Origin of the sequence: Prosthecobacter sp. (assembly GCF_049294395.1) — a bacterium.
In the GTDB taxonomy this organism is placed as follows: Bacteria; Verrucomicrobiota; Verrucomicrobiia; order Verrucomicrobiales; family Verrucomicrobiaceae; genus Prosthecobacter.
In genome coordinates, this window is record NZ_JBAQCR010000004.1 from 72722 (window position 1) to 92982 (window position 20261).

13 protein-coding genes are annotated in these 20261 nt (G+C 59.4%); all 13 read left to right on the forward strand.

Annotated elements, in window-relative coordinates; all coding sequences use genetic code 11:
• Positions 1-12: 12 nt before the first annotated feature.
• The 13 genes from WAW39_RS00405 (at position 13) to WAW39_RS00465 (ending at position 20237) form a co-directional block, all read left to right on the forward strand.
• Positions 13-996: a LysR family transcriptional regulator gene (locus WAW39_RS00405; RefSeq protein ID WP_422314620.1), complete on the forward strand. Its 984-nt coding sequence runs from the start codon at positions 13-15 to the stop codon at positions 994-996.
• A gap of 140 nt (positions 997-1136) precedes the next feature.
• A complete protein-coding gene (locus WAW39_RS00410) occupies positions 1137-2327 on the forward strand; it encodes a glycine C-acetyltransferase (RefSeq protein WP_422314622.1) in 1191 nt (396 codons plus the stop codon).
• Positions 2328-2339: 12 nt separating this feature from the next.
• Entirely contained in the window at positions 2340-5930 is a 3591-nt protein-coding gene (locus tag WAW39_RS00415; RefSeq protein ID WP_422314624.1) for a proline dehydrogenase family protein, read from the forward strand.
• An 8-nt stretch (positions 5931-5938) separates the two neighbouring features.
• The gene (locus WAW39_RS00420; protein ID WP_422314626.1) at positions 5939-6523 is read left to right on the forward strand and encodes a MarC family protein; all 585 of its coding nucleotides are present in this window, start codon (positions 5939-5941) and stop codon (positions 6521-6523) included.
• A 3-nt stretch (positions 6524-6526) separates the two neighbouring features.
• Positions 6527-7147, forward strand: a complete 621-nt coding sequence (locus WAW39_RS00425) for a trimeric intracellular cation channel family protein (protein WP_422314628.1) — start codon at positions 6527-6529, stop codon at positions 7145-7147.
• A 49-nt stretch (positions 7148-7196) separates the two neighbouring features.
• Positions 7197-8246: a 6-bladed beta-propeller gene (locus WAW39_RS00430; protein WP_422314630.1), complete on the forward strand. Its 1050-nt coding sequence runs from the start codon at positions 7197-7199 to the stop codon at positions 8244-8246.
• A gap of 36 nt (positions 8247-8282) precedes the next feature.
• Complete coding sequence (locus WAW39_RS00435) at positions 8283-9665, forward strand: DUF1501 domain-containing protein (RefSeq protein WP_422314632.1); 1383 nt, start codon at positions 8283-8285, stop codon at positions 9663-9665.
• Positions 9666-9676: 11 nt separating this feature from the next.
• A complete protein-coding gene (locus WAW39_RS00440) occupies positions 9677-11356 on the forward strand; it encodes a GDSL-type esterase/lipase family protein (protein ID WP_422314634.1) in 1680 nt (559 codons plus the stop codon).
• A 98-nt stretch (positions 11357-11454) separates the two neighbouring features.
• Positions 11455-12105 (forward strand): GntR family transcriptional regulator, encoded by a 651-nt coding sequence (locus tag WAW39_RS00445; RefSeq protein WP_422314636.1) that lies wholly within the window; start codon positions 11455-11457, stop codon positions 12103-12105.
• A complete protein-coding gene (locus WAW39_RS00450) occupies positions 12102-14543 on the forward strand; it encodes a PSD1 and planctomycete cytochrome C domain-containing protein (protein WP_422314638.1) in 2442 nt (813 codons plus the stop codon). Before WAW39_RS00445 ends, WAW39_RS00450 begins: the two co-directional genes overlap by 4 nt.
• On the forward strand, positions 14540-15940 hold the full coding sequence (locus WAW39_RS00455; protein ID WP_422314640.1) for a DUF1501 domain-containing protein: 1401 nt from the start codon (positions 14540-14542) through the stop codon (positions 15938-15940). The genes WAW39_RS00450 and WAW39_RS00455 overlap by 4 nt, the downstream gene beginning before the upstream one ends.
• Before the next feature lie 92 nt (positions 15941-16032).
• Positions 16033-18897: a DUF1592 domain-containing protein gene (locus WAW39_RS00460; RefSeq protein ID WP_422314642.1), complete on the forward strand. Its 2865-nt coding sequence runs from the start codon at positions 16033-16035 to the stop codon at positions 18895-18897.
• An 8-nt stretch (positions 18898-18905) separates the two neighbouring features.
• Positions 18906-20237 carry a DUF1552 domain-containing protein gene (locus WAW39_RS00465; RefSeq protein WP_422314644.1) on the forward strand — a complete coding sequence of 444 codons (1332 nt, stop codon included), beginning with the start codon at positions 18906-18908 and terminating at the stop codon, positions 20235-20237.
• The last annotated feature ends 24 nt before the right edge of the window (positions 20238-20261 follow it).

Below are 20261 nucleotides of genomic sequence, written 5' to 3' on the forward strand. Positions count from 1 at the left end.
AAAGACCTAACGATGAAAGCCAAACCTAACGCCCCTCAAAGGATCGGCACTACTGCCGATTCTCCTGCGCGTCGTTATTTCAAGGAAGTGCGCTTCAGGCAGATTCGCGCGCTGGTGGAACTGTCCCGGCAGGGCAGCTTTGCAGCGACAGCAGCGGCGATGAATCTGGCCGTGCCATCCGTGTGGCAGCAGATTCGCGCCTTGGAGGATGAATACGGGGTGCAGTTTGTCGTGGCGGAGGGTTCCAAAGTCTCACTCACCGACGATGGCCGTGCTCTGGTGGATCTGGCGGCGCCATTGGTCGAATCCTTTGACGGTCTGCGGGCGATGTTTGAGGACCAGCGAAGCTCGGCCGCCCGCACGCTGACAGTGGTGGCTCCGTCTGCCATGCTCACCGGGGCGCTGCGGCGACCTATCATTCTGTATCGGCAGAATCACCCAAACGTGAAACTCGTGCTGCTGGACCGGCCCTCCTACATGGCCAGACAGGTGATCGAGCGGGATGAGGCGGATCTGGCGATCATGGGCATGGCGACTGGTGACGAGGTGATGCCGCAGTTTCAATATCAGGCGCTGGCGCGTTATGCCTTTTATCTCATGTGTCCGGCGAATCATGCGCTGACACGCGCACGGCAGCTGACACTCGCCAACATCATCAGCCAGCCATTGGTGCTGGCACCGGAGGAAAGCAGCTCTCACCGGCAGATTCGGCAGGTGTTTGCCCAGGCAGGCCTGGCGGAACGCATGAACGTGACGGTCACAGCCACGAACCGTGCCCTGCTGATGAACTATGTGGCCATTGGGTTTGGCATTGCCATCGGTACGAGCGCGGCGAGCGTGAAGCCGCCGAAACGTGGGGCCGGGGAGGCGGAGGTCGTCGTGCGTGAAGTTGCTTCGTTGTTTGGCCATGAAGAGGTCTTTCTGGTGCAGCGCAAGGGCCGTTTTGAGCCGGAGCATGTGCGGGCCTTTCGCGAACTGGTGGTGAAGGCGTTTTGAAGATGAAGCAGCTCATTCGGAGAAGCCGCGTGGTCTGTGAAGGAGTTCTGAACTTTCGACTGCTGTCTAAAATGGTTTGATTACCACCGGAAAATCCATGTTGCCAAAATAAAGGACATGTGTCCAGTATATCGGCAGACATGAATCCGACCTTCACCACGCATCTCACCACGCAGCTTGAGGCCATTCGCGCTGCGGGCACCTACAAACGGGAACGAGTGCTCTCCACACCGCAGGGCACGCTGGTGCGTGCGAATGGTGGCAAGGCGGTGCTCAACATGTGCGCGAACAATTACCTCGGCCTGGCGCAGCACCCCAAGGTGCGACAGGCGGCGCATGAGGCGCTGGAGCACTGGGGCTATGGGCTGGCCAGCGTGCGCTTCATCTGCGGCACGCAGGGAGTACACAAAGAACTGGAGGCCTCATTGTCGGATTTCCTTGGCACGGAGGACACGATCCTCTACGGCTCCTGCTTTGACGCCAATGGCGGGCTGTTTGAGACGATCCTCGGGCCGGAGGACGCGATCATCAGCGACGAACTCAACCATGCTTCGATCATCGATGGTGTGCGGTTATGCAAAGCGCAGCGATATCGCTACAAGAATTGCGACATGGCCGACTTGGAGGCGCAGTTGATCGCGGCGGATGAGAAAGGTGCGCGTTTCAAGCTGATCGCCACCGATGGCGTGTTCTCGATGGACGGCTTCATCGCTCCGCTGAAGGCGATTTGTGATCTGGCGGACAAATACCATGCGCTGGTGATGGTGGATGACTCCCATGCTGTGGGCTTCATGGGCAAAACAGGCCGGGGCACGCATGAGCACTGTGATGTGATGGGGCGCATCGACATCCTGACCGGCACGCTGGGCAAAGCTCTTGGGGGTGCGAGTGGTGGCTACACCAGCGGGAGAAGAGAAATCATCGAACTGCTGCGTCAGCGCTCGCGGCCCTATCTGTTTTCGAATACGCTCTGCCCGAGCATTGCGGGTGCGTCCATCGCGGCGCTGGACCTGCTGAAGCAGTCCACGAGCCTGCGTGATCAGTTGGAAGCCAACACCCGATTCTTCCGTGAGCAGATGGTCACCGCGGGATTTCAAATTGTGGCCGGCGAGCATTCCATCGTGCCCGTGATGCTTGGTGATGCAGCATTGGCCGCGAAATTCGCGGACGCGATGCTGGAGAGGGGCGTGTATGTCGTCGGCTTCAGCTATCCTGTGGTGCCGCAGGGGAAGGCACGCATTCGCACGCAGATCAGTGCTGCTCACACACGGGCTGACCTGGAAAATGCGGTGAAAGCCTTTGCTGCGGTGAAACAGGATCTGGGTGTGTGACGTGTCATTATCATGAACGCGGAACTCATTGATGCTGCGGTTGATCTTGCGCGAAGGCTGCAGCTGCGCGCCACCGAGCTGCAAACGCCTGCCGAGAGACGCCAGCAGGCGGAGCTGGACCGCATGCTGCACACCGCTTCGGACAAAGCAACGCTGGTGCAGCTCACGGATCAGGCGTTTCGACCCAGATCAGCTGCGCGTGTGGCGGATCAGTTCACCCACATCCTGGATGTGCAGGGGGTGCCGCGTTTTTTCAGTCCGCTGGACCGGGCGTTGTTGCGCGGGTTTCAGACATTTGGCGGCTGGCTTCCGGGCGTCTCGGTGCCGATGGTGAAGGAGCACATGCAGCATGAGACGGCGAATGTCATACTGCCTGCGGAGCCGGAGGTGCTGGCAGAGCATCTGCGCCAGCGCACTGCGCAGGGCGTGCGCATGAACGTGAATTTCCTCGGCGAGGCGATCCTCAGCGAGGCGGAAGCGGAGCGCAGGCTGACGCTTTATCTCGAAGCGATGCAGCACCCGGAGACGGAGGTGTTCTCAGTGAAGATTTCCACGCTCTATTCGCAGATGTCGCCGCTCGCGCGCGAGAACACGATCGCGACCCTGAGCGACCGGCTTGAGCGCCTGTATCGCAGCGCTGCACGCGCCACATTCACGCGCAGTGATGGTACGCAGGTGCCGAAGTTCATCTACCTCGACATGGAGGAGTATCGCGACCTCAGTCTCACCTGTGAAGTTTTTATGCGAACGCTGGACCGGCGCGGGCTTGAGCAGGTGAGCGCGGGCATCGTGCTGCAGGCTTACATTCCTGACTCCTATCTCTGGCAGCAGAAGATTCATGCGTGGGCGCGTGAGCGTGTCGCCAAAGGCGGCGCGGGCATCACGATGCGCATTGTGAAGGGGGCGAACATGGAGATGGAGCGCTTTGAAGCGGCGGTCAAAGGCTGGCCGCAGGCGCCCTTTGAAACGAAGGCCGACACGGACGCGAACTACAAGCGCATGCTGCACGAAGGCTTTCGCCCCGAAAATCTGGCAGCGGTGAAACTTGGGGTCGCCTCGCACAATTTGTTTGATGTTGCTTATGCGCTCACTCTGGCAAGGGCTGGCAATGCGATGGAGCGGGTGCAGTTCGAGATGCTGGAAGGCATGGCCAATCATCAGCGTCGCGCACTCTTTGAGGAGGCTCCGCATCTGCTGCTCTACGCGCCCGTCTGCCACAAGGAGCACTTTCTTAGCGCCATCGGCTATCTCATCCGGCGGCTTGATGAAAACACCGGGCCGGAGAACTTCCTGCGCCACACATTCAAACTCGTGCCGGGCAGCGAGGACTGGCACCAACTGGAGCAGGGTTTCCGCGTTGCATTTGCACGCCTTGACACACTGAGTACTGCACCGCGCCGCACGCAGGATCGGCGGGATTTGAAACAGGCTCATAGTTTGTCTGACACCTTCGTCAATGAGCCCGATACTGACTGGTCGTTGCCACATCATGCAGAGTGGGCGCAGGGCATTGTGACCGCGTGGGAGAAGCGCTGTGTCGAATTGCCGCTTGTGATTGATGGTGTAGAGATCACCGATGCCCACAACGCGCGTGACTGCTCGGATCCATCGCAGCCGGGGGCTTTGGTGGGTCGTTATCGGTTGGCTAATGACGGGGACATCGTGCGGGCGGTGGAATGTGCAGCGCGAGATGATGACGGCTGGCGTGGCATGTCGCCTCAGCAACGGCAGGCAATCATGCGGCAGGTCGCAAGCGAGCTGCGCCAGGCACGGGCAGACCTGATGGGCGCGGCGTTGGCAAACTGTGGTAAGACGCTGGCCGAATCGGATCCTGAAGTGAGCGAGGCGGTCGATTTTGTGGAGTTCTACGCGGGCAGTGCGTGCACGTTTTTCGAGCTGCCGAATGTGACTGCGTCGGGCAAAGGGGTGGCGGTCGTCGTGTCGCCGTGGAATTTCCCGATCGCCATTCCATGTGGTGGCATGGCTGCAGCTTTGGCAGCGGGGAATACGGTTGTCTTGAAACCAGCGTCTGATGCCGTGCTGCCTGCATGGGAGCTGTGCCAGTGTTTCTGGCGCGGCGGCGTGTCGAAAAAGACGCTGCAGTTCGTGCCATGTTCTGGTGGCAATGAAGGAGCGCAGCTGGTGCAGCATCCGCTGGTGAATGCGGTCATCCTGACTGGCGGAACGGAAACCGCACTGGCCATGCTGCGGGCCAAGCCTGAGCTGCCCTTGAGCGCCGAAACCGGCGGCAAGAACGCCACCATCGTCACGGCCATGGCGGACCGGGATCTTGCGATTAAAAATGTGCTGCATTCGGCCTTCAGTCACGCGGGGCAGAAATGCTCCGCCACATCTCTGCTGCTGCTGGAGTCCGAGGTCTATGATGACCCCGAGTTCAAACGTTCGCTGGTTGAAGCGGCAGAGAGCCTCATTGTCGGTTCTGCATGGGATCTGCCGACCAAGATGGGGCCGCTGATCCGGCCGCCGTCGGGGGACCTTCAAAATGCATTGCTCACGCTCGAAGACGGGGAATCCTGGGCGCTGATGCCGTGCAAGCTGGATGGCAACGACTGTCTCTGGTCTCCCGGCATCAAATGGGGCGTGCAACCGGGCAGCTATACCCATATGACGGAGTTCTTCGGCCCTGTGCTCGGCGTGATGCGCTATGAGAAACTGCACGAGGCCGTCGCTTGGGTGAATCAGACAGGATTCGGCCTGACCAGTGGGTTGGAGAGTCTAGATGATCGCGAACAGGTCGAATGGAAGGCGGGCATTCGTGCTGGCAATCTCTACATCAACCGCGGCACGACGGGTGCGGTTGTTTTAAGGCAGCCCTTTGGCGGCATGGGCAAAAGCGCCTTTGGGCCTGGCCTCAAAGCTGGCGGTCCGAACTATGTGGCGCAGTTCATGAGATTTCAGGAAACACTTGTGTGGCCGGGCGATGAACCTTTGAGAAATCCTGCGCTGGAGCACCTGGCTTTGAACATCGTGAATGAGTCCTGCGGTGTGCCGGAAGAGCAGTATTGGCGCACTCTGAAGGCCCTGGAGAGCTGCGACCAATGGTGGAGTGCTGAGTTTGGCCGTGAGCATGATCACTTCCGCCTGATCGGTCAGGACAATGTGCGGCGTTATCTGCCGCTGCGTGCGGTGCATGTCCGTGTGAGCCGTGAGGACAGTTTCTTCGAAATCTTCACGCGTGTGGTCGCGACGAGAGTGACGGGTGCGCGAACGATTGTCAGCAGACTGCCTGGTCTGGAGACGCGCGAACTGAGTCTTTTGGAAAAACTGACGCATGACTGGGCTGGTTTGATCGAATTTGTTGAGGAAAGCGACGAGGAATTCGCGGCGGCGATCAGCGGCGGCCAGGTGTATCGCGTGCGCTACGCTGCCGCTGCCCGCGTTCCAGAAATCGTCCGCCGTGCTGCGGCAGAGGCATGTGTGTTTATCGCCGACGCTCCGGTGCTGGCCGAGGGCCGTGTGGAGTTGCTGTGGTATCTGCAGGAGCAGAGCGTGAGCTTTGATTATCATCGTTACGGGAATCTGGGAACGCGCTCGGGTGAAGTTCGTGCACCACTGGTTGCGCCGGAAGGAAACACGGACTGAATGACGCCATGGACACGCTATCCGCCACCCTGCTGCTGATCACCATCATGGACCCGCTGGGGAATGTGGCGACGTTTGTGTCCGGCCTGCGCCCGGTGCCGCCTGAGCGGCGCGTGCGCGTGATCGCGCGCGAGCTGGTCATCGCGCTGGTGATTCTCGTCTTGTTTCTCTTTCTCGGGCCGTGGGTGCTCGGACTGCTGCACTTGAAGCAGGAGGCCTTGTTCATCAGCGGCGGCATTGTGCTCTTTTTGATCGCGTTGAAAATGATCTTTCCGCCGTCGCGGCGTGAGGCGGAGGAGATGGTGATGGAGCCGTTCATCGTGCCGCTCGCGGTGCCGATGATAGCGGGGCCGTCCGTGCTGGCGACGCTGCTGGTGCTTGTCAGCACGCATCCAGAGCAGATCTGGCATTGGTTTGCCGCGCTGCTCATCGCCTGGGGCGTCACGGCGACGGTGCTGCTCTGCTCGCCGGTGATCGCGCGCGTGCTCAAAGAAAAAGGCGCAATGGCAGTCGAGCGCCTGATGGGCATGCTGCTGGTCATGGTGGCCGTGCAGATGCTGCTCAATGGCATCGAACATTACCTGAAGCCCTGAACCATGCCGCCCTGGATCGAATACTTTGCCGTGGCTGTGTGCGCGATCACTGCCGTGCTGGCGGCGGAGGGAAAACGAATGGATTTGTTCGGTGTGCTGGTCCTGGCACTTGTGACGGCGGTGGGTGGCGGAACGATCCGTGATTTGTGCCTCGGTGTGCGTCCATTGATCTGGATCGAGCAGCCGATGTATTTATGGACGGCTTTGATTGCTGCGGTGGCGATGTTTGTAACAGTGCGTTTCGTTCATCCGCCGCATCGGCTGCTGGCGGTTGCAGATGCGTTTGGGCTGGCCTTGTTTGGCATCGCGGGAACTGAAAAGGCGCTCATGCTAGGAACGTCTGGCATCGTGGCGGTCCTGCTGGGCATCGTCACCGGCGTGGCAGGTGGCATTCTGCGTGATGTGCTGCGTGGCGAACTGCCGCTCGTTTTCCAGCCCGATGTGAATTTGTACGCCACGGCCGTTTTCGTCGGTGCGCTGGTGTTTGTGCTGCTGCGGATGTGGCTGCCAGTCTCGGAAAGCCATCGCTACATCGGCATGGCGGTTATTCTGGTGCTGCGCCTTGCCGCGATGCGCTGGAAGCTGCGTTTGCCGGCGTATCGGAGCCGGATTTCCGCACCGTGAAGAACGCTTCTCGAAAGGCCTGGGAGGGATGTGCTGTTTCCAATGAACTATGAATCGCCGCCATTTCATCACCACGACCGCCGCCACCGCGTTTTCAACTCCATTTATACGGGCGCAAAGCAAGACCTCGCTGAATGGAGCCATCATCGGTCATGGGGAGCATCGGTATCGGGTCGATCTGGAGTGGTGCAAGGCGAAGCGCGAGGTGCATCCGGTGAAGAACTGCCATGAGATGGTCATGGATGCGCAGAAGCGGCTGATCATGATCACCGATGAGGCGAAGAACAACATCCTGATCTTCGACAAGGAAGGAAAGGTGCTCGATGCGTGGACGCTGAAGCTGCGCGGGGGCCATGGGCTTAGCTTGGATGCGCGTGATGGCAAAGAGTCCCTGCTGCTGTGCGATCCGGGTGGTGGCCGCGTGGTGAAAACCACGCTCACGGGCGAGATCGTACTGGAGCTGCCGCATGCAAAGGACTGTGGCGCATACGATGCTGTGACCAAGTATGCGCCCACCGAGGCGGCGGCGGGCCCGAACGGCGACATCTATGTGGCGGACGGCTACGGCTCGCAGTTTATCCTGCAATTCGACGCTACGGGGAAGTTCATCCGCAAATTCGGCGGCAACAGCACCCAGGCGATGAATGCGGGTAAATTCATGCAGGCGCATGGAGTCGCCATCGACTCACGCGGTCCCGCGCCGCTGGTGCTGTGCACGGAGCGCATCCGCAATGAGTTCCACTGGTATCAGCTCGACGGCACCTATTCGCATTCCGTGTATCTGCCAGGAGCCTTCATGAGCCGGCCGGTCATAGCGGGGGATCTGCTGCTCTCCGGCGTGTGCTTCGGCATGAAGCCCAATGATTACCGCATGTGGCGTGAGCGCGGCTTCATCATCATCCTCGACAAGAACAACCGTGTCATCTCCGCTCCGGGCGGCCAGCAGCCGAAATATGAGGGCGATCAAGTGAGCCTCCTGCTGCAGGACCAGCCGGTCTTCCGCAACGTGCATGATGTGTGTGCGGATGACGCCGGTGACCTTTACGGCTGCCAGTGGAACGCGGACCAGGTGTATCCGTACAAGCTGCACCGGGTGTGATAGAGCCACGTTGGCTGGGCGTAGTTGATGACGTCCATGCAGCCACTTATTTCAACCACTGCTTTCAATCGCCGCGAATGGCTGCGCGTGGGTGGGCTGGGTTGTTTGGGGTTGTCGCTGCCATCCGTGCTGAATGCGAGGGCTCCCAGCAAGGACGCGTCATTTGGCCGGGCGAAGAGCTGCATCATTCTGTTTCTCAGCGGCGGACCGCCGCAGCATGAGACGTTTGATCCGAAGCCGGATGCACCGCTGGAGATTCGCGGTGATTTCAAATCCATCCCAACCTCGGTGCCGGGGATTCATTTCTCCGAGACGTTGCCGCGTACGGCGAAGCTGATGCAGCACCTCGCGGTGATCCGCTCGATGACCACGGGCATCAACGCGCATTCGACCAGCGGCTGCTTCATGCTCACGGGCTATGCGCCGGCGTCGAAAGCTGAGAGCGTGCCGCCGAGTGCGAATGACTGGCCGAGCATCGCGTCCGTTGTTGGCGCGTTGAAACCGAGCGGGCGGTCGCCGCTTTCTTCGGTTGTTTTGCCGGAACGTCTCGAAAACAACGGCAATGTCGTGTGGCCCGGCCAGAACGGCGGATTTATGGGGGCACCGTGGCATCCGCAGCTTATCAAGTGCAATCCCAGTGCGGAGCGTCTGCGCATCGAAGGCATGAGTTTGACCGAGGGGATGACGGATTTGCGTTTTTCCGAGCGCGGCAGCCTGCTGCGGCAGCTGGACGTGCAATTCCGCCGCTCGCTGGCGAATCCGCTCATGGAGGAGACGGATGCGATGCAGCAGCGCGCTTTTGATTTGATTCACTCGGAGGCCAGTCGTGCGGCGCTGGAAATCGAGCGCGAGCCGGTGGCGATGCGGGACCGCTACGGCAGACATAGATTTGGCCAGAGCGTGCTGCTGGCGCGTCGTCTTGTGGAGGCCGGAGTGCGGCTAGTGCAGGTGAACTGGCCGCGCGAACCCGGCGATGAAAAAGAAGGCAGCCCGCTGTGGGATACGCACCAGCGAAATGGTCCACGTGTGCGCGAGGTGTTGTGTCCGCAGTTTGACACCGCTTACTCCACGCTCATCCAAGATCTGCATTCGCGTGGTTTGCTTGATGAGACACTCGTCGTCGTCATGGGCGAGTTTGGTCGCTCGCCCATCATCAACAAAAGCGGCGGGCGCGATCACTGGGGCAATGTGTTCTCCGTCGCCATGGCCGGTGCGGGCATCGCCGGTGGTCAAATCATCGGCGCGAGCGACAAGATTGGGGGTTCTCCATCGGATCGGCCCGTGCGTCCGCCGGAACTTGCCGCGACGATTTTTCACCTGCTAGGCATTCATCCAAATCACGAATTCATGGACGCGGTGCAGCGCCCGCGCACTGTGACCGACGGCGGTGTGCCGTTGCGCGAACTCGTCGGCGTCTAATTTTCATTCTCATGCGTCATCTCATCCTCTCCCTCCTCCTTACCATCACCGCAGCGGCTGCGGAACTTCCCAAAGAACAGCGCATCGTCTTTCTCGGCGACAGCATCACTCAGGGAGGGGGCTACATCGAGTTCATTGATGCGGCCTTGATCGCGCAGCATCCGGAGGTGACGAAGGAGATCATCCCACTGGGCCTCAGCAGTGAAACGGTGAGCGGCCTGAGCGAAGATGGCCATGCCGGTGGCAAGTTTCCGCGTCCGGATCTGCACGAGCGTCTTGACCGTGCTCTGGAGAAAGCGAAGCCGGAACTTGTCTTTGCCTGCTACGGCATGAACGACGGCATTTACCTGCCTCTGGGCGCGGTGCGGACCAAGGCTTTTCAGGATGGCATGAAGAAGCTGCATGAAAAAGTTGCCGCCACCGGCGCGCGCATCGTGCATCTTACCCCGCCGGTGTTTGATCCGGTGCCGATCAAGCAGCGTGTGGTTCCTGGCGACCAAGTGAAGCCGGGCCAGTTTTACCAGGGCTACAATGAAGTGCTGGACTTCTACTCCGACTGGCTGCTCGACATGCGCCAGAAGGGCTGGGAGGTGCTGGACATTCACGGTCCGATGAACGCCGCCATTGCTGAAAAGCGGAAAACGGATCCCGAGTTCACCTTTTCCAAAGACGGTGTGCATCCCGGACCGGAAGGCCATCTGCTGATGGCCCGCGCCGTGCTTGATGTCTGGGGTCTCAAGGTGAAGCCGGATGGTACGCCCGATCATCCCAATGGTGCGGCCATTCTTGCCCTGGTGAAAAAGAAGCACGCCATCCTGCGTCCGGCATGGTTGAGCTATGTGGGACACAAGCGTCCTGGGAATCCTCCAGGGCTGCCGATTGAGGAAGCCAAGGCGAAGGCCGCTGAACTGGATGCCGAGGCCCGCAAGTTGGCCTCTTCAAAAGAGATCGTTTTTCCCAATCAAACCGGTGAATGGAACGGCTACGCGAAACATGAGCTCACCATTGCTGGCAAATCCGTGACCGTTGTTGTGCCGAAAACCGTCGCCGCTGGCCGCCCATGGGTCTGGCATGGCGAGTTCTTTGGCCACAAACCCGCGCCGGACATCGCGCTGCTGGGCAAAGGCTTTCACATCGTCTATATGAAAATCAACGACATGCTGGGCTGTCCTGACGCTGTGAAGTTGTGGAACCAGTGTTACACCGAACTCACCAATAATTATGGGTTGAGCACCAAGCCCTCCCTTGTCGGTCTCAGCCGCGGAGGTTTATACTGCTACAACTGGGCCATCGCGAACCCCGACAAAGTCTCCTGCATTTACGCCGACGCGCCCGTGTGTGATTTCAAAAGCTGGCCTGGCGGCAAGGGCAAAGGCAAAGGCGATGCGAAGAACTGGGCGCTGGTGCCCAAGCTCTGGGGCTTCAAAGACGAGGCTGAGGCACTCGCCTACAAAGGCAATCCCGTGGACAATTTGGCTCCGCTGGCCAAAAACCATGTGCCCCTCCTCCATGTTTTTGGCGATGCCGACGATGTGGTGCCTTGGGACGAAAACACCGGGCTGATCGAAACTCGCTACAAGGCGCTTGGCGGCAGCATCACGCTGATTCGCAAGCCCGGTGTGGGCCATCATCCGCATGGGCTGGAAGACTCGACGCCGATCATTGAGTTCATCGCGAAGAACGCCAGGTGACGCTGACGCGCCTGCCCGGCAGCACCGGGCTGACTGCAAAGAAAATCATCACGTAAGAAAGATGGAATCATTCGGGCCGTATTGAAACGGTATACCGAATGAACCTCGCACCAAATCCTGCCTTCCGCTCCGATTCCGCCGCCTCGCTGCTGCGGGCAGAAATTTTGAATGGCACCTCCGCGCCGGGGGCGCTGCTGGCTGAATCTGCCGTGGCCAAACGGCTGGGAGTCAGCCGTGTGCCAGTGCGCGAGGCCCTGTTTGCGCTTGAGCGGGAGGGCCTCGTCGAATTCAGCCCCACGGGGCGGGCGTTTGTGAAAGCGCTGACGCCGCAAGATTTCGAGGAGTTGTATGTGCTGCGGCTTGCGCTGGAGCCTCTGGCCTCCCGTCTGGCGGCTCCGGCTCTTAAGGTGAACATTTCGAAGCTCGAAAAAAATCTGGTCGCCACCCGCCGTGCCCGGTCCGTTCAGGAGGTGACTTTGCTGGACCTGGAGTTTCATCAGGTCATTCTCGAAGCCTCTGGCAACGCCCGTTTGCTGAAGCTGTGGCGCTCGCTGCGCGGCGAGCTGGAGCTGTGGCTGGGGCGTTTGCACCGCAGCCATCAGCTTCAAACCAAGGAGACTCTCAAAGAGACCGTGGATGCGCATCAGTCCATCATTGAGAGCTTTCGTTCGCAGAACCCGGCCACTTGCGAGCGCCTGATGCGCGAGCACATCCTCGGCTGGCGTGAATGGCTGCCTCTTTCCTCATGAACCGTGTCTTCCAGAGTTTTGGCATCGTCATGCTCACGCTGGCCCCGGCACAGGCGGGAGATGGCATGGCGTTTTTCGAATCGAAGGTGTTCCCGCTGCTGCAAAGCCGCTGCTATGAATGTCATTCGCATGAGAAGAAAATCAAAGGCGGGCTGGCGCTCGACTTGAAATCTGGCTGGCAGACCGGCGGCGACAGCGGCCCTGCCATCGTGCCGGGAGATCTGGCCAAAAGTCATGTTATCGCGGCGGTGCGCTACGCCGATCCCGAAATGGAGATGCCGCCAAAGGGCAAGCTGTCGGCGAGTGAGATTGAGATCTTTGAGCAATGGGTGGCCATGGGCGCGCCCGATTCACGCGTGAAACAGACCGCTGCGAAAGCCGCGCGAGTGATTGACATCAGGGAAGGGAAGAAATTCTGGGCCTTCCGGCCTGTGCATGATGAGCAAGCTCCCGCCGTGAAGCAGACGGGCTGGCCGTTGGATCCTGTGGATCGTTTTGTTCTGGCCAAACTCGAGGCCAATGGCCTCTCTCCCGCGCCGGATGCGGACGCTTACACCTGGCTGCGCAGGGTCTCACTGGATCTCACAGGCCTGCCTCCAACTCCGGAAGATCTTGCCCGCTTTGACGGCTCTCCCGCCTCCCGTGCTGCTGCCGTGGATCGCCTGCTACAATCCAGCGCCTTCGGCGAACGCTGGGCGCGCCACTGGTTGGATCTCACGGGTTATGCGGACCAGATCGGCACCTCGAACAACGTTTTTGCCGAGCATGCCTGGCGCTACCGTGATTACGTCATCGACGCTTTCAATTCGGACAAACCCTTCGACCGCTTCATTCGGGAACAAATCGCCGGAGACCTGCTGCCTGCATCTTCTCCTCAGGAACAGGCTGCGAACATCACCGCGACTGGCTTCCTGGTGCTGGGCGACGTCGAAATCGTCGCCGTGGACAAGCTCAAGATGGAGCATGATCTCGTTGATCAGCAGGTCAGCAAAATCGGCACTGCGTTTCTCGGCCTGACGCTTGGCTGCGTGCGGTGCCACGATCACAAATTTGATCCCATTGCCCAGACTGACTACTACGCCATCGCCGGCATGTTCCGCAGCACTGATGCCACTTACAAGACTGACAACGGCGTCTGGAGCAGTGTCCACAAAACCGAACTGCCAGAGACGGCGGAGCAAAAGGCCGGGCGCGAACTGTTGCTCGCCTCGAACGAGGAAAAAATCCGCCAGTGGGAAACTGAGCGTGACAATGCTAACAAGGAAAAGGCGGCTCTGGAGTCGCAGCTTGCCAGTGCCACGAAGGAGACGAAGCCGGGGCTTGAAAAGAAGCGTGATGAACTTGCCGCTCGCATCAAGGTGATCAACGGCCAGATCGAGCATGCGAAGTTCTTTGCCCCCGTAGCGCCGAAAGCCTTCGCCGTGCATGATCGTGAAAAGCCCGCCGACATGCGGGTCACCATTCGCGGCAATCCGTATGCGCTGGGTGATCCGGTGAAGCGAGGAGCATTGAGAGTCGCATCGTGGGCCGAATTTCCGCCTATTCCTGAGGGGCAAAGCGGCAGAGTGCAGCTTGCTGACTGGATTGCTGATTCACGCAATCCGCTCACCGCACGTGTCACCGTGAACCGCATCTGGCAAAAGCTCTTTGGTGAAGGTCTCGTGCGCAGTGTCGATTACTTCGGTGCACGTGGCGAGACACCCACGCATCCTGAGTTGCTCGATTACCTCGCCTCTCGCTTCATGCAAAACGGATGGTCGCAAAAGCAGCTCATTCGTGAACTCGTCCTCAGTCGTGCCTATCGTATGAGCAGTGCACACAATGCCATCGCCGAAGCCAAAGACCCTGACAACCGCCTGCTGTGGCGCATGAACCGCCAGCGTCTGGATGCCGAGGCGATCCGGGACTCCATGCTCGCCATCAGTGGCAAGCTCACGCCATCAAGCGGCGGTCCAGCCCTGCCGCTGGAGTTCCCTGAAAACGTCAACAGTCTCAGTCCGAAGGCGGTGAATCCACCCGCCTTTGCCTTCAAGAAGATGCGCCCTGTGCAGGACTTTGAGCGAACGATCTATCTCCCGGTCATCCGCACGGCCACCCAGCCCGGCTCCGCGAAGCTGCGCGATGTGTTCGACTTTACTCAGCCCGCACAGATCGCCGGCAAACGCGCCGAGACCGCCGTGCCCACGCAAGCGCTCTTCCTGCTCAACAGCGACACCGTCCGCGCTCGTGCCAACGAGGTGGCCAAACAGCTCACCGACTCAGAGGCCAACTCCGGTGCGCGCCTTGAAGCCCTCTGGCTCCGCATTCTCAGCCGCCCGATCACCAGCGCTGAACGTGATGATGCGGTGAAGTTTCTCGAAACCATGCCCGCCGATAAAGCATGGACCGAACTGAGCCATGCTCTGCTGTCTTCCAACGAATTTTTGCTCCGCCTATGAACTCCGCCACCATCTCCCGCCGCTCCTGGCTCCAGCGCACAGCCACCGGCTTCGGAGCGCTCGCTTTGCACGACTTGGTTCAGGCCGCGCAGAGTCCGCTGGCAGTGAAGACTCCACGCTTTCCGGCCAAGGCAAAGCGGGTGATATTCCTTTTCATGTCCGGCGGGCCGTCGCAGCCGGATTTGTTTGATCCAAAGGATTACATCCGGCGCATGCATGGCCAGAAGATCACGGCGCCGGTCAACACCAATGAACTTCGGGTAGGCACGGACAAGTTTCTCGCCCTTGCCACGCATGGCGAAGTCAGGCCGCGTGGACAATCCGGCATGATGATCTCCGATCTGCTGCCACACACGGCAAGCATCGCGGATGAGATCTGCCTGCTGCGTGCGGTTCATGCAGACAACAACCAGCATCAGCCCGCCGCGCTGCAGTTTCACACCGGCGTCACGGCGGATGTGCGTCCCTCCATCGGCTCATGGATCAGCTACGGTCTCGGTGCGGAAAATCAAAACCTGCCTAGCTTTATCAGCATCCATCCCGACAGCGACACACGCCTCTACGGCTCGTCGTTTTTGCCCGCCGCGCACCAGGGCACCAAGGTGATCATTCCCTCCAGCGACAAACAGTCCCCCATCGACTACCTCGCCGATATCTCCGGCGATGCGAAGGCTCAGCGTGCACGCATCGACTTCACGCAGCGCATGAACACACGCCTGCTCGACCGGGCTGGAATCGACGCGCGCATGGAGGGCATGATTGAGAGCATGGAGACCGCCTTTCGCATGCAGATGACGGCACCCGAACTCGTGGATCTTTCGAACGAGTCCGAGGCAACGAAGCAGCTCTACGGCATTGGTGGCAAGGAGACCGACAAGAACGCCCGAGCCTGCCTGCTGGCGCGCAAAATGAGCGAAGCGGGCGTGCGCTTTGTGCAGGTCACGATGGGAGGCTGGGATCATCATGGCGACATTCGCAATGCGCTGCCGAAAAGCTGTGCCGCCAGTGACCAGCCCTGCGCTGCGCTGATCAAAGATCTCAAATCACGGGGTCTGCTGGAAGACACGCTCGTCATCTGGAGCGGTGAGTTTGGCCGCACGCCCTGGAGTCAGGACCTCAGCGGTACTTCGCCCATCGAAAAACACGGTCGTGAACATCAGCCGGAAAGCTTCTGCACGTGGATGGCCGGTGGCGGCATCAAACCCGGTTTCACCTTCGGTGAGACGGATGACTTTGGCTTCCGCCCCGTTTCCGGGAAGGTGCATCTGCATGATCTGCACGCCACGATCTTGAATCAGCTCGGGCTCGATCATGAGCAACTGACGTGGCGGCATCTTGGCCGCGATTTCCGGCTCACGGATGTGTATGGCAATGTTGTGAAGGAGATTTTGGCATGAGGTATTTCTATTCAATCCGAGTCATCGCATCATGCATGGTTCTTCGCGGTTTTGCATTTGGTGCAGACGACTTTCAAACTTCGATCCTGCCCATGCTGAAAGAGCGGTGCAATTCGTGCCACTCCACCGAAAAACAAAAGGGGGATCTTGATCTGGAGCGGTTTGCTTCTGTCGCAGATATCAAGCGGGAGCCGATGATCTGGGAAGGCGTGCTGGACCAGCTTCATATGGGCGAGATGCCGCCGAAGAAAGAGCCGCAGCTGGCTCCCGAACAGAAAAAGCAGCTGACAAAATGGGTGCAGGACCGGCTGGAGGAAGTGGCGCTCGCGAGTGCCGGCGATCCAGGCCCGGTGGTGCTGCGGCGGCTCTCGAACATGGAGTACACTTATACTCTCCGAGATTTGACCGGAGTGGAGTCGCTTGATCCTGCAAAGGAGTTTCCCGTGGACGGTGCAGCAGGCGAAGGATTTACCAATGCAGGAGCGGCGCTCGTCATGTCGCCTGCTTTCCTGAGCAAGTATCTCGATGCGGCCAAGGATGTCGCCAGTCACGCGGTTTTGACGCCGCAAGGGTTGAGCTTTTCATCGCGCACCTCGCAGCGCGACTGGACGGACGAGGCGCTGGCGAAAATTCGCGCCTTCTATGCTCAGTTCACCGCTTCCGGCAGCGGATCAAAAGTGCAGGCTCAGGGGATCAATTTGGATACCGGCGACAGCGGCGTTCTGCCTCTGGAGCAATATCTTGCGGCGACTCGGGATGATCAATTGGCAGCGAGGCTGAATCCCAAATACATCGGCAAACTTCGTGCGGCGCTGGGAGGAAAGGAGTCCAATGTCATCCTCGACCTCGTGCGTCAGCAGTGGCGTGCAGGGGCATCAGCGGCGCAGATGACTGAGACCATCGCTCAATGGCAGAAGGCGCTGTGGCGTTTCAGCAGCATCGGGCACATCGGCAAGCTCAACGGACCGAAATCCTGGCAGGTGCCGGTGCTGCCGTTGACCGCCAGCGAGGTGTTGCGGGTCAAATTGCCTGCCAGTGGCGAAACGAAACTTTATTTGACCTCGTTCGCCCTTGGTAAGGCCGGCGCCGTCTGGGAAAATGCACGAATTGTCACGCCGGGTCAGCAAGACCGTCCTGTTTCGATTTCCGAAGAGGAAGCCGTCATCCCTGCTGACATCGGCAAAGATGCTGAATTTGTCGTCAATGTCCGCCTGCATCCCGATTCGCAGGGTGCCGTGCAAGTACGCGTGCTGACAGCGAAACCTGCTGCGCCTGCGGGGCTGGTTGCCACTCAGGTGACCATCAACAAACCCGGCAAAAAAGGAACCTGGTCGGATGGCGAAAAACCTTTGAGCTTTAATGCGCCTATCCTCGTGGGGGACAACAGCGAGATGCGGAAGCAGCTCACTGCTCAGATCGCTGATTTTCGTGCGCTGTTCCCCGCCGCTCTTTGCTACACGAAGATCGTTCCTGCGGATGAAGTGGTAACGCTCACCTTGTTCTATCGTGAAGATGAGCAGCTGAAGCAATTGATGCTTAACAAGAATCAGATCTCTGTCATCGACCGCTTGTGGGACGAACTGCGTTTCATCAGTGAGGCACCTTTGAAGCAGATCGATGTCTTTGAGCAGCTCTGGCAGTTCGCTACTCAGGACGCCGATCCCAAAGCGTTTGAGCCGTTGCGTGAGCCGATTTACCGAGACGCCGAACTGTTCAAGCAGCAGCAGCTTGCCGCCGAACCCCGGCATGTGCAGGCCGCAATCGACTTCGCCACACGGGCATGGCGCCGCCCGCTCAGTGATGCGGAGCAGATTGAGCTGCGTTCCTTATATCAAAAGCTGCGCAAGCAGGAACTGCCGCATGCTGCTGCGGTGCGCATGCTGATCGCTCGTGTGCTTGTGGCCCCCGCGTTTTTGTATCGCGGTGAGAAAGCCATGCCCGGAACAAAATCCGCGCCTGTGAATGATGGAGAGCTCGCCACACGCCTGAGTTATTTCCTTTGGTCGTCATCCCCGGATGCGGGCCTTCACCAACTCGCGGCTGCTGGAAAACTGCATGACCCCGTGGTGCTCGCGGCCCAAGCGCGACGCATGCTGAAGGACGATAAGATCCGCCGTCTCGCCACGGAGTTCGGCTGCCAGTGGCTGCATGTGCGCGATGTCGAGACGCTGGATGAAAAGAGCGAGCGCCATTTTCCGACCTTCGTCTCCTTGCGCGGCGACATGCAGGAGGAGGTGGTGCGTTTCTTTATCGACCTGCTCCAAAACGACCGCAGCGTGCTTTCGCTGCTCAATGCCGATCATACGTTCGTCAACGCCAGCCTCGCGAAGCACTACGGGCTTGGCGCGAAGGGAGATGACTGGCAGCGCATCGACGGCCTGCAGTCTCAAGGCAGGGGCGGCATCCTCGGCTTCGCCGCCACGCTGTCCAAGCAGTCCGGTGCCTCACGCACGAGCGCCATCTTGCGCGGCACCTGGCTCAGCGAAGTCATTCTCGGTGACAAACTGCCCATTCCGCCAAAAGGCGTGCCTATTTTGCCCGAAGAAACTCCTGCAGACCTCAGCGAACGACAGCTCATCGAACGACACAGCCGCGATGAAAACTGCGCCGGCTGCCATCGTCGCATTGATCCCTTTGGTTTCGCACTTGAAGGTTTCGATGCCATTGGTCGCGCTCGCATAGCTGACACAAAGACCGTGCTGCCGGATGGAACCGCCGTCGATGGTCTTAATGACTTGCGTGATTACCTGACCAATAAACGTGGCGATGATTTCCTCCGCCAGTTCTGCCGCAAGCTGCTCGGCTATGCCTTGGGTCGCAGTGTGCAGCTTTCAGACAGACCCCTCATCGACTCGATGGTCCGCAGTGATCATCGCATCGGCACGCTGATTGATCTCATCGTTCGCAGCCCGCAGTTTCGCGAAGTGCGCGGGAAAGACACCATCGCCCAACACTGAATCACTTTATGAGCACACACCGTTACTCACGTCGCGCTTTCCTGCGCGGAACCGGCGTCTCCATGGCCTTGCCGTGGCTGGAATCCTTCAATGTCTGGGGCGATGAACCGAAACGAGACAAACCGGCCAGTGAAGCACCGGTACGCCTGTGCGTGACCTTTTCCGGAAATGGCTTCCATTCGAAAGAGTGGTGGGCCAAGGGGGAGGGCAAGGCGATGGAACTGGGCAAGGTGCTGCAGCCGTTGCATGAATTCCGTGAGAAGATGTTGTTTGTACGCGGCCTGTATCATGAAGAAGCGCGGAAGGGGAACATTCATTCGTCGCAGACCGGGAACATGCTTTCGGGCGCGCCGATTGCCTCGGGTGGTGAGATCCGTTCAGGCACGAGCTTTGATCAGGTGCTGGCGCAGACTTATGGCCGCAGCACCAAGGTGCCAAGCCTTGTGCTCGCGTGTGAGAAATCGAATCCGTCGGTGCACAAAAACTATTCGATGCTCTACAGCTCGCACATTTCTTGGAGTTCACCGACGACACCGACTCCGCTGGAGCTTTATCCAGCGCTGGCCTTTGACCGCCTGTTCAAGGATGAAGCATCTCCAGCCGACAAGAGTGTGCTGGATGCGGTGCTGGCCGACGCGCAGGATTTGCGGCGTGATATCAGCCGCAATGACCAGCGCAAGCTCGACGAATATCTGGATTCCGTGCGTGATGTGGAAAAGCGTATCGAAAATGCCGGTAAGCGTGGTGAACTGCAAGGCTGGCGGCCAACGCTCGACAAACCGAACATCAAGCGTCCTGCCGACGGCATTCCACAGGACATTGGCGAGCACATGCGGCTCATGATGGACCTTCTCGTGCTCGGTTTTCAGACGGACACCACGCGCATCACCACCCTGAAGCTGAACAACGACCACAGCGCCCTGCGATTTCCCAATTTGCCGAGTGTGCAGCAGGCCGGCCATGGCATCGACTATATGATCCACCATCTGCTTTCGCATAGTGACGGAGAGGACTGGCTGAAGGTGAACCAATTCTTCATGGAGCAGCTCGCCTATCTTGCACGCAAGCTGGATGCCATTCAAGAGGGGTCGCGCACGCTGCTGGACAACACGATGATCATGCACTGCTCAAGCATGATGGCCGGTGCCAAACACGACAACGACCAGCTTCCCGTGATTGTCCTTGGTGGCGCTGGCGGACGCCTCAAAGGTGGCCGTGCACTCGATTACAAAGACAAGCCTGAGCGCCAGATGTGCCGTCTCTTCATGTCTATGATGGACAAGATGGGCCAGCACCCGAAGATCTTCGGCGATGCGAAAATGATGCTGGAAGAGGTTTGAAAAACCCGCGTTTTCGCTTTTCAG

What these genes read in the sequence shown, in the direction of transcription:
- WAW39_RS00430 (WP_422314630.1), top strand. Translation starts at nt 7,197, where the DNA reads ATGAATCGCCGCCATTTCATCACCACGACCGCCGCCACCGCGTTTTCA.
- WAW39_RS00440 (WP_422314634.1), top strand. Translation starts at nt 9,677, where the DNA reads ATGCGTCATCTCATCCTCTCCCTCCTCCTTACCATCACCGCAGCGGCT.
- WAW39_RS00455 (WP_422314640.1), top strand. Translation starts at nt 14,540, where the DNA reads ATGAACTCCGCCACCATCTCCCGCCGCTCCTGGCTCCAGCGCACAGCC.
- WAW39_RS00465 (WP_422314644.1), top strand. Translation starts at nt 18,906, where the DNA reads ATGAGCACACACCGTTACTCACGTCGCGCTTTCCTGCGCGGAACCGGC.
- WAW39_RS00420 (WP_422314626.1), top strand. Translation starts at nt 5,939, where the DNA reads ATGGACACGCTATCCGCCACCCTGCTGCTGATCACCATCATGGACCCG.
- WAW39_RS00435 (WP_422314632.1), top strand. Translation starts at nt 8,283, where the DNA reads ATGCAGCCACTTATTTCAACCACTGCTTTCAATCGCCGCGAATGGCTG.
- WAW39_RS00425 (WP_422314628.1), top strand. Translation starts at nt 6,527, where the DNA reads ATGCCGCCCTGGATCGAATACTTTGCCGTGGCTGTGTGCGCGATCACT.
- WAW39_RS00410 (WP_422314622.1), top strand. Translation starts at nt 1,137, where the DNA reads ATGAATCCGACCTTCACCACGCATCTCACCACGCAGCTTGAGGCCATT.
- WAW39_RS00415 (WP_422314624.1), top strand. Translation starts at nt 2,340, where the DNA reads ATGAACGCGGAACTCATTGATGCTGCGGTTGATCTTGCGCGAAGGCTG.
- WAW39_RS00405 (WP_422314620.1), top strand. Translation starts at nt 13, where the DNA reads ATGAAAGCCAAACCTAACGCCCCTCAAAGGATCGGCACTACTGCCGAT.
- WAW39_RS00460 (WP_422314642.1), top strand. Translation starts at nt 16,033, where the DNA reads ATGCTGAAAGAGCGGTGCAATTCGTGCCACTCCACCGAAAAACAAAAG.
- WAW39_RS00450 (WP_422314638.1), top strand. Translation starts at nt 12,102, where the DNA reads ATGAACCGTGTCTTCCAGAGTTTTGGCATCGTCATGCTCACGCTGGCC.
- WAW39_RS00445 (WP_422314636.1), top strand. Translation starts at nt 11,455, where the DNA reads ATGAACCTCGCACCAAATCCTGCCTTCCGCTCCGATTCCGCCGCCTCG.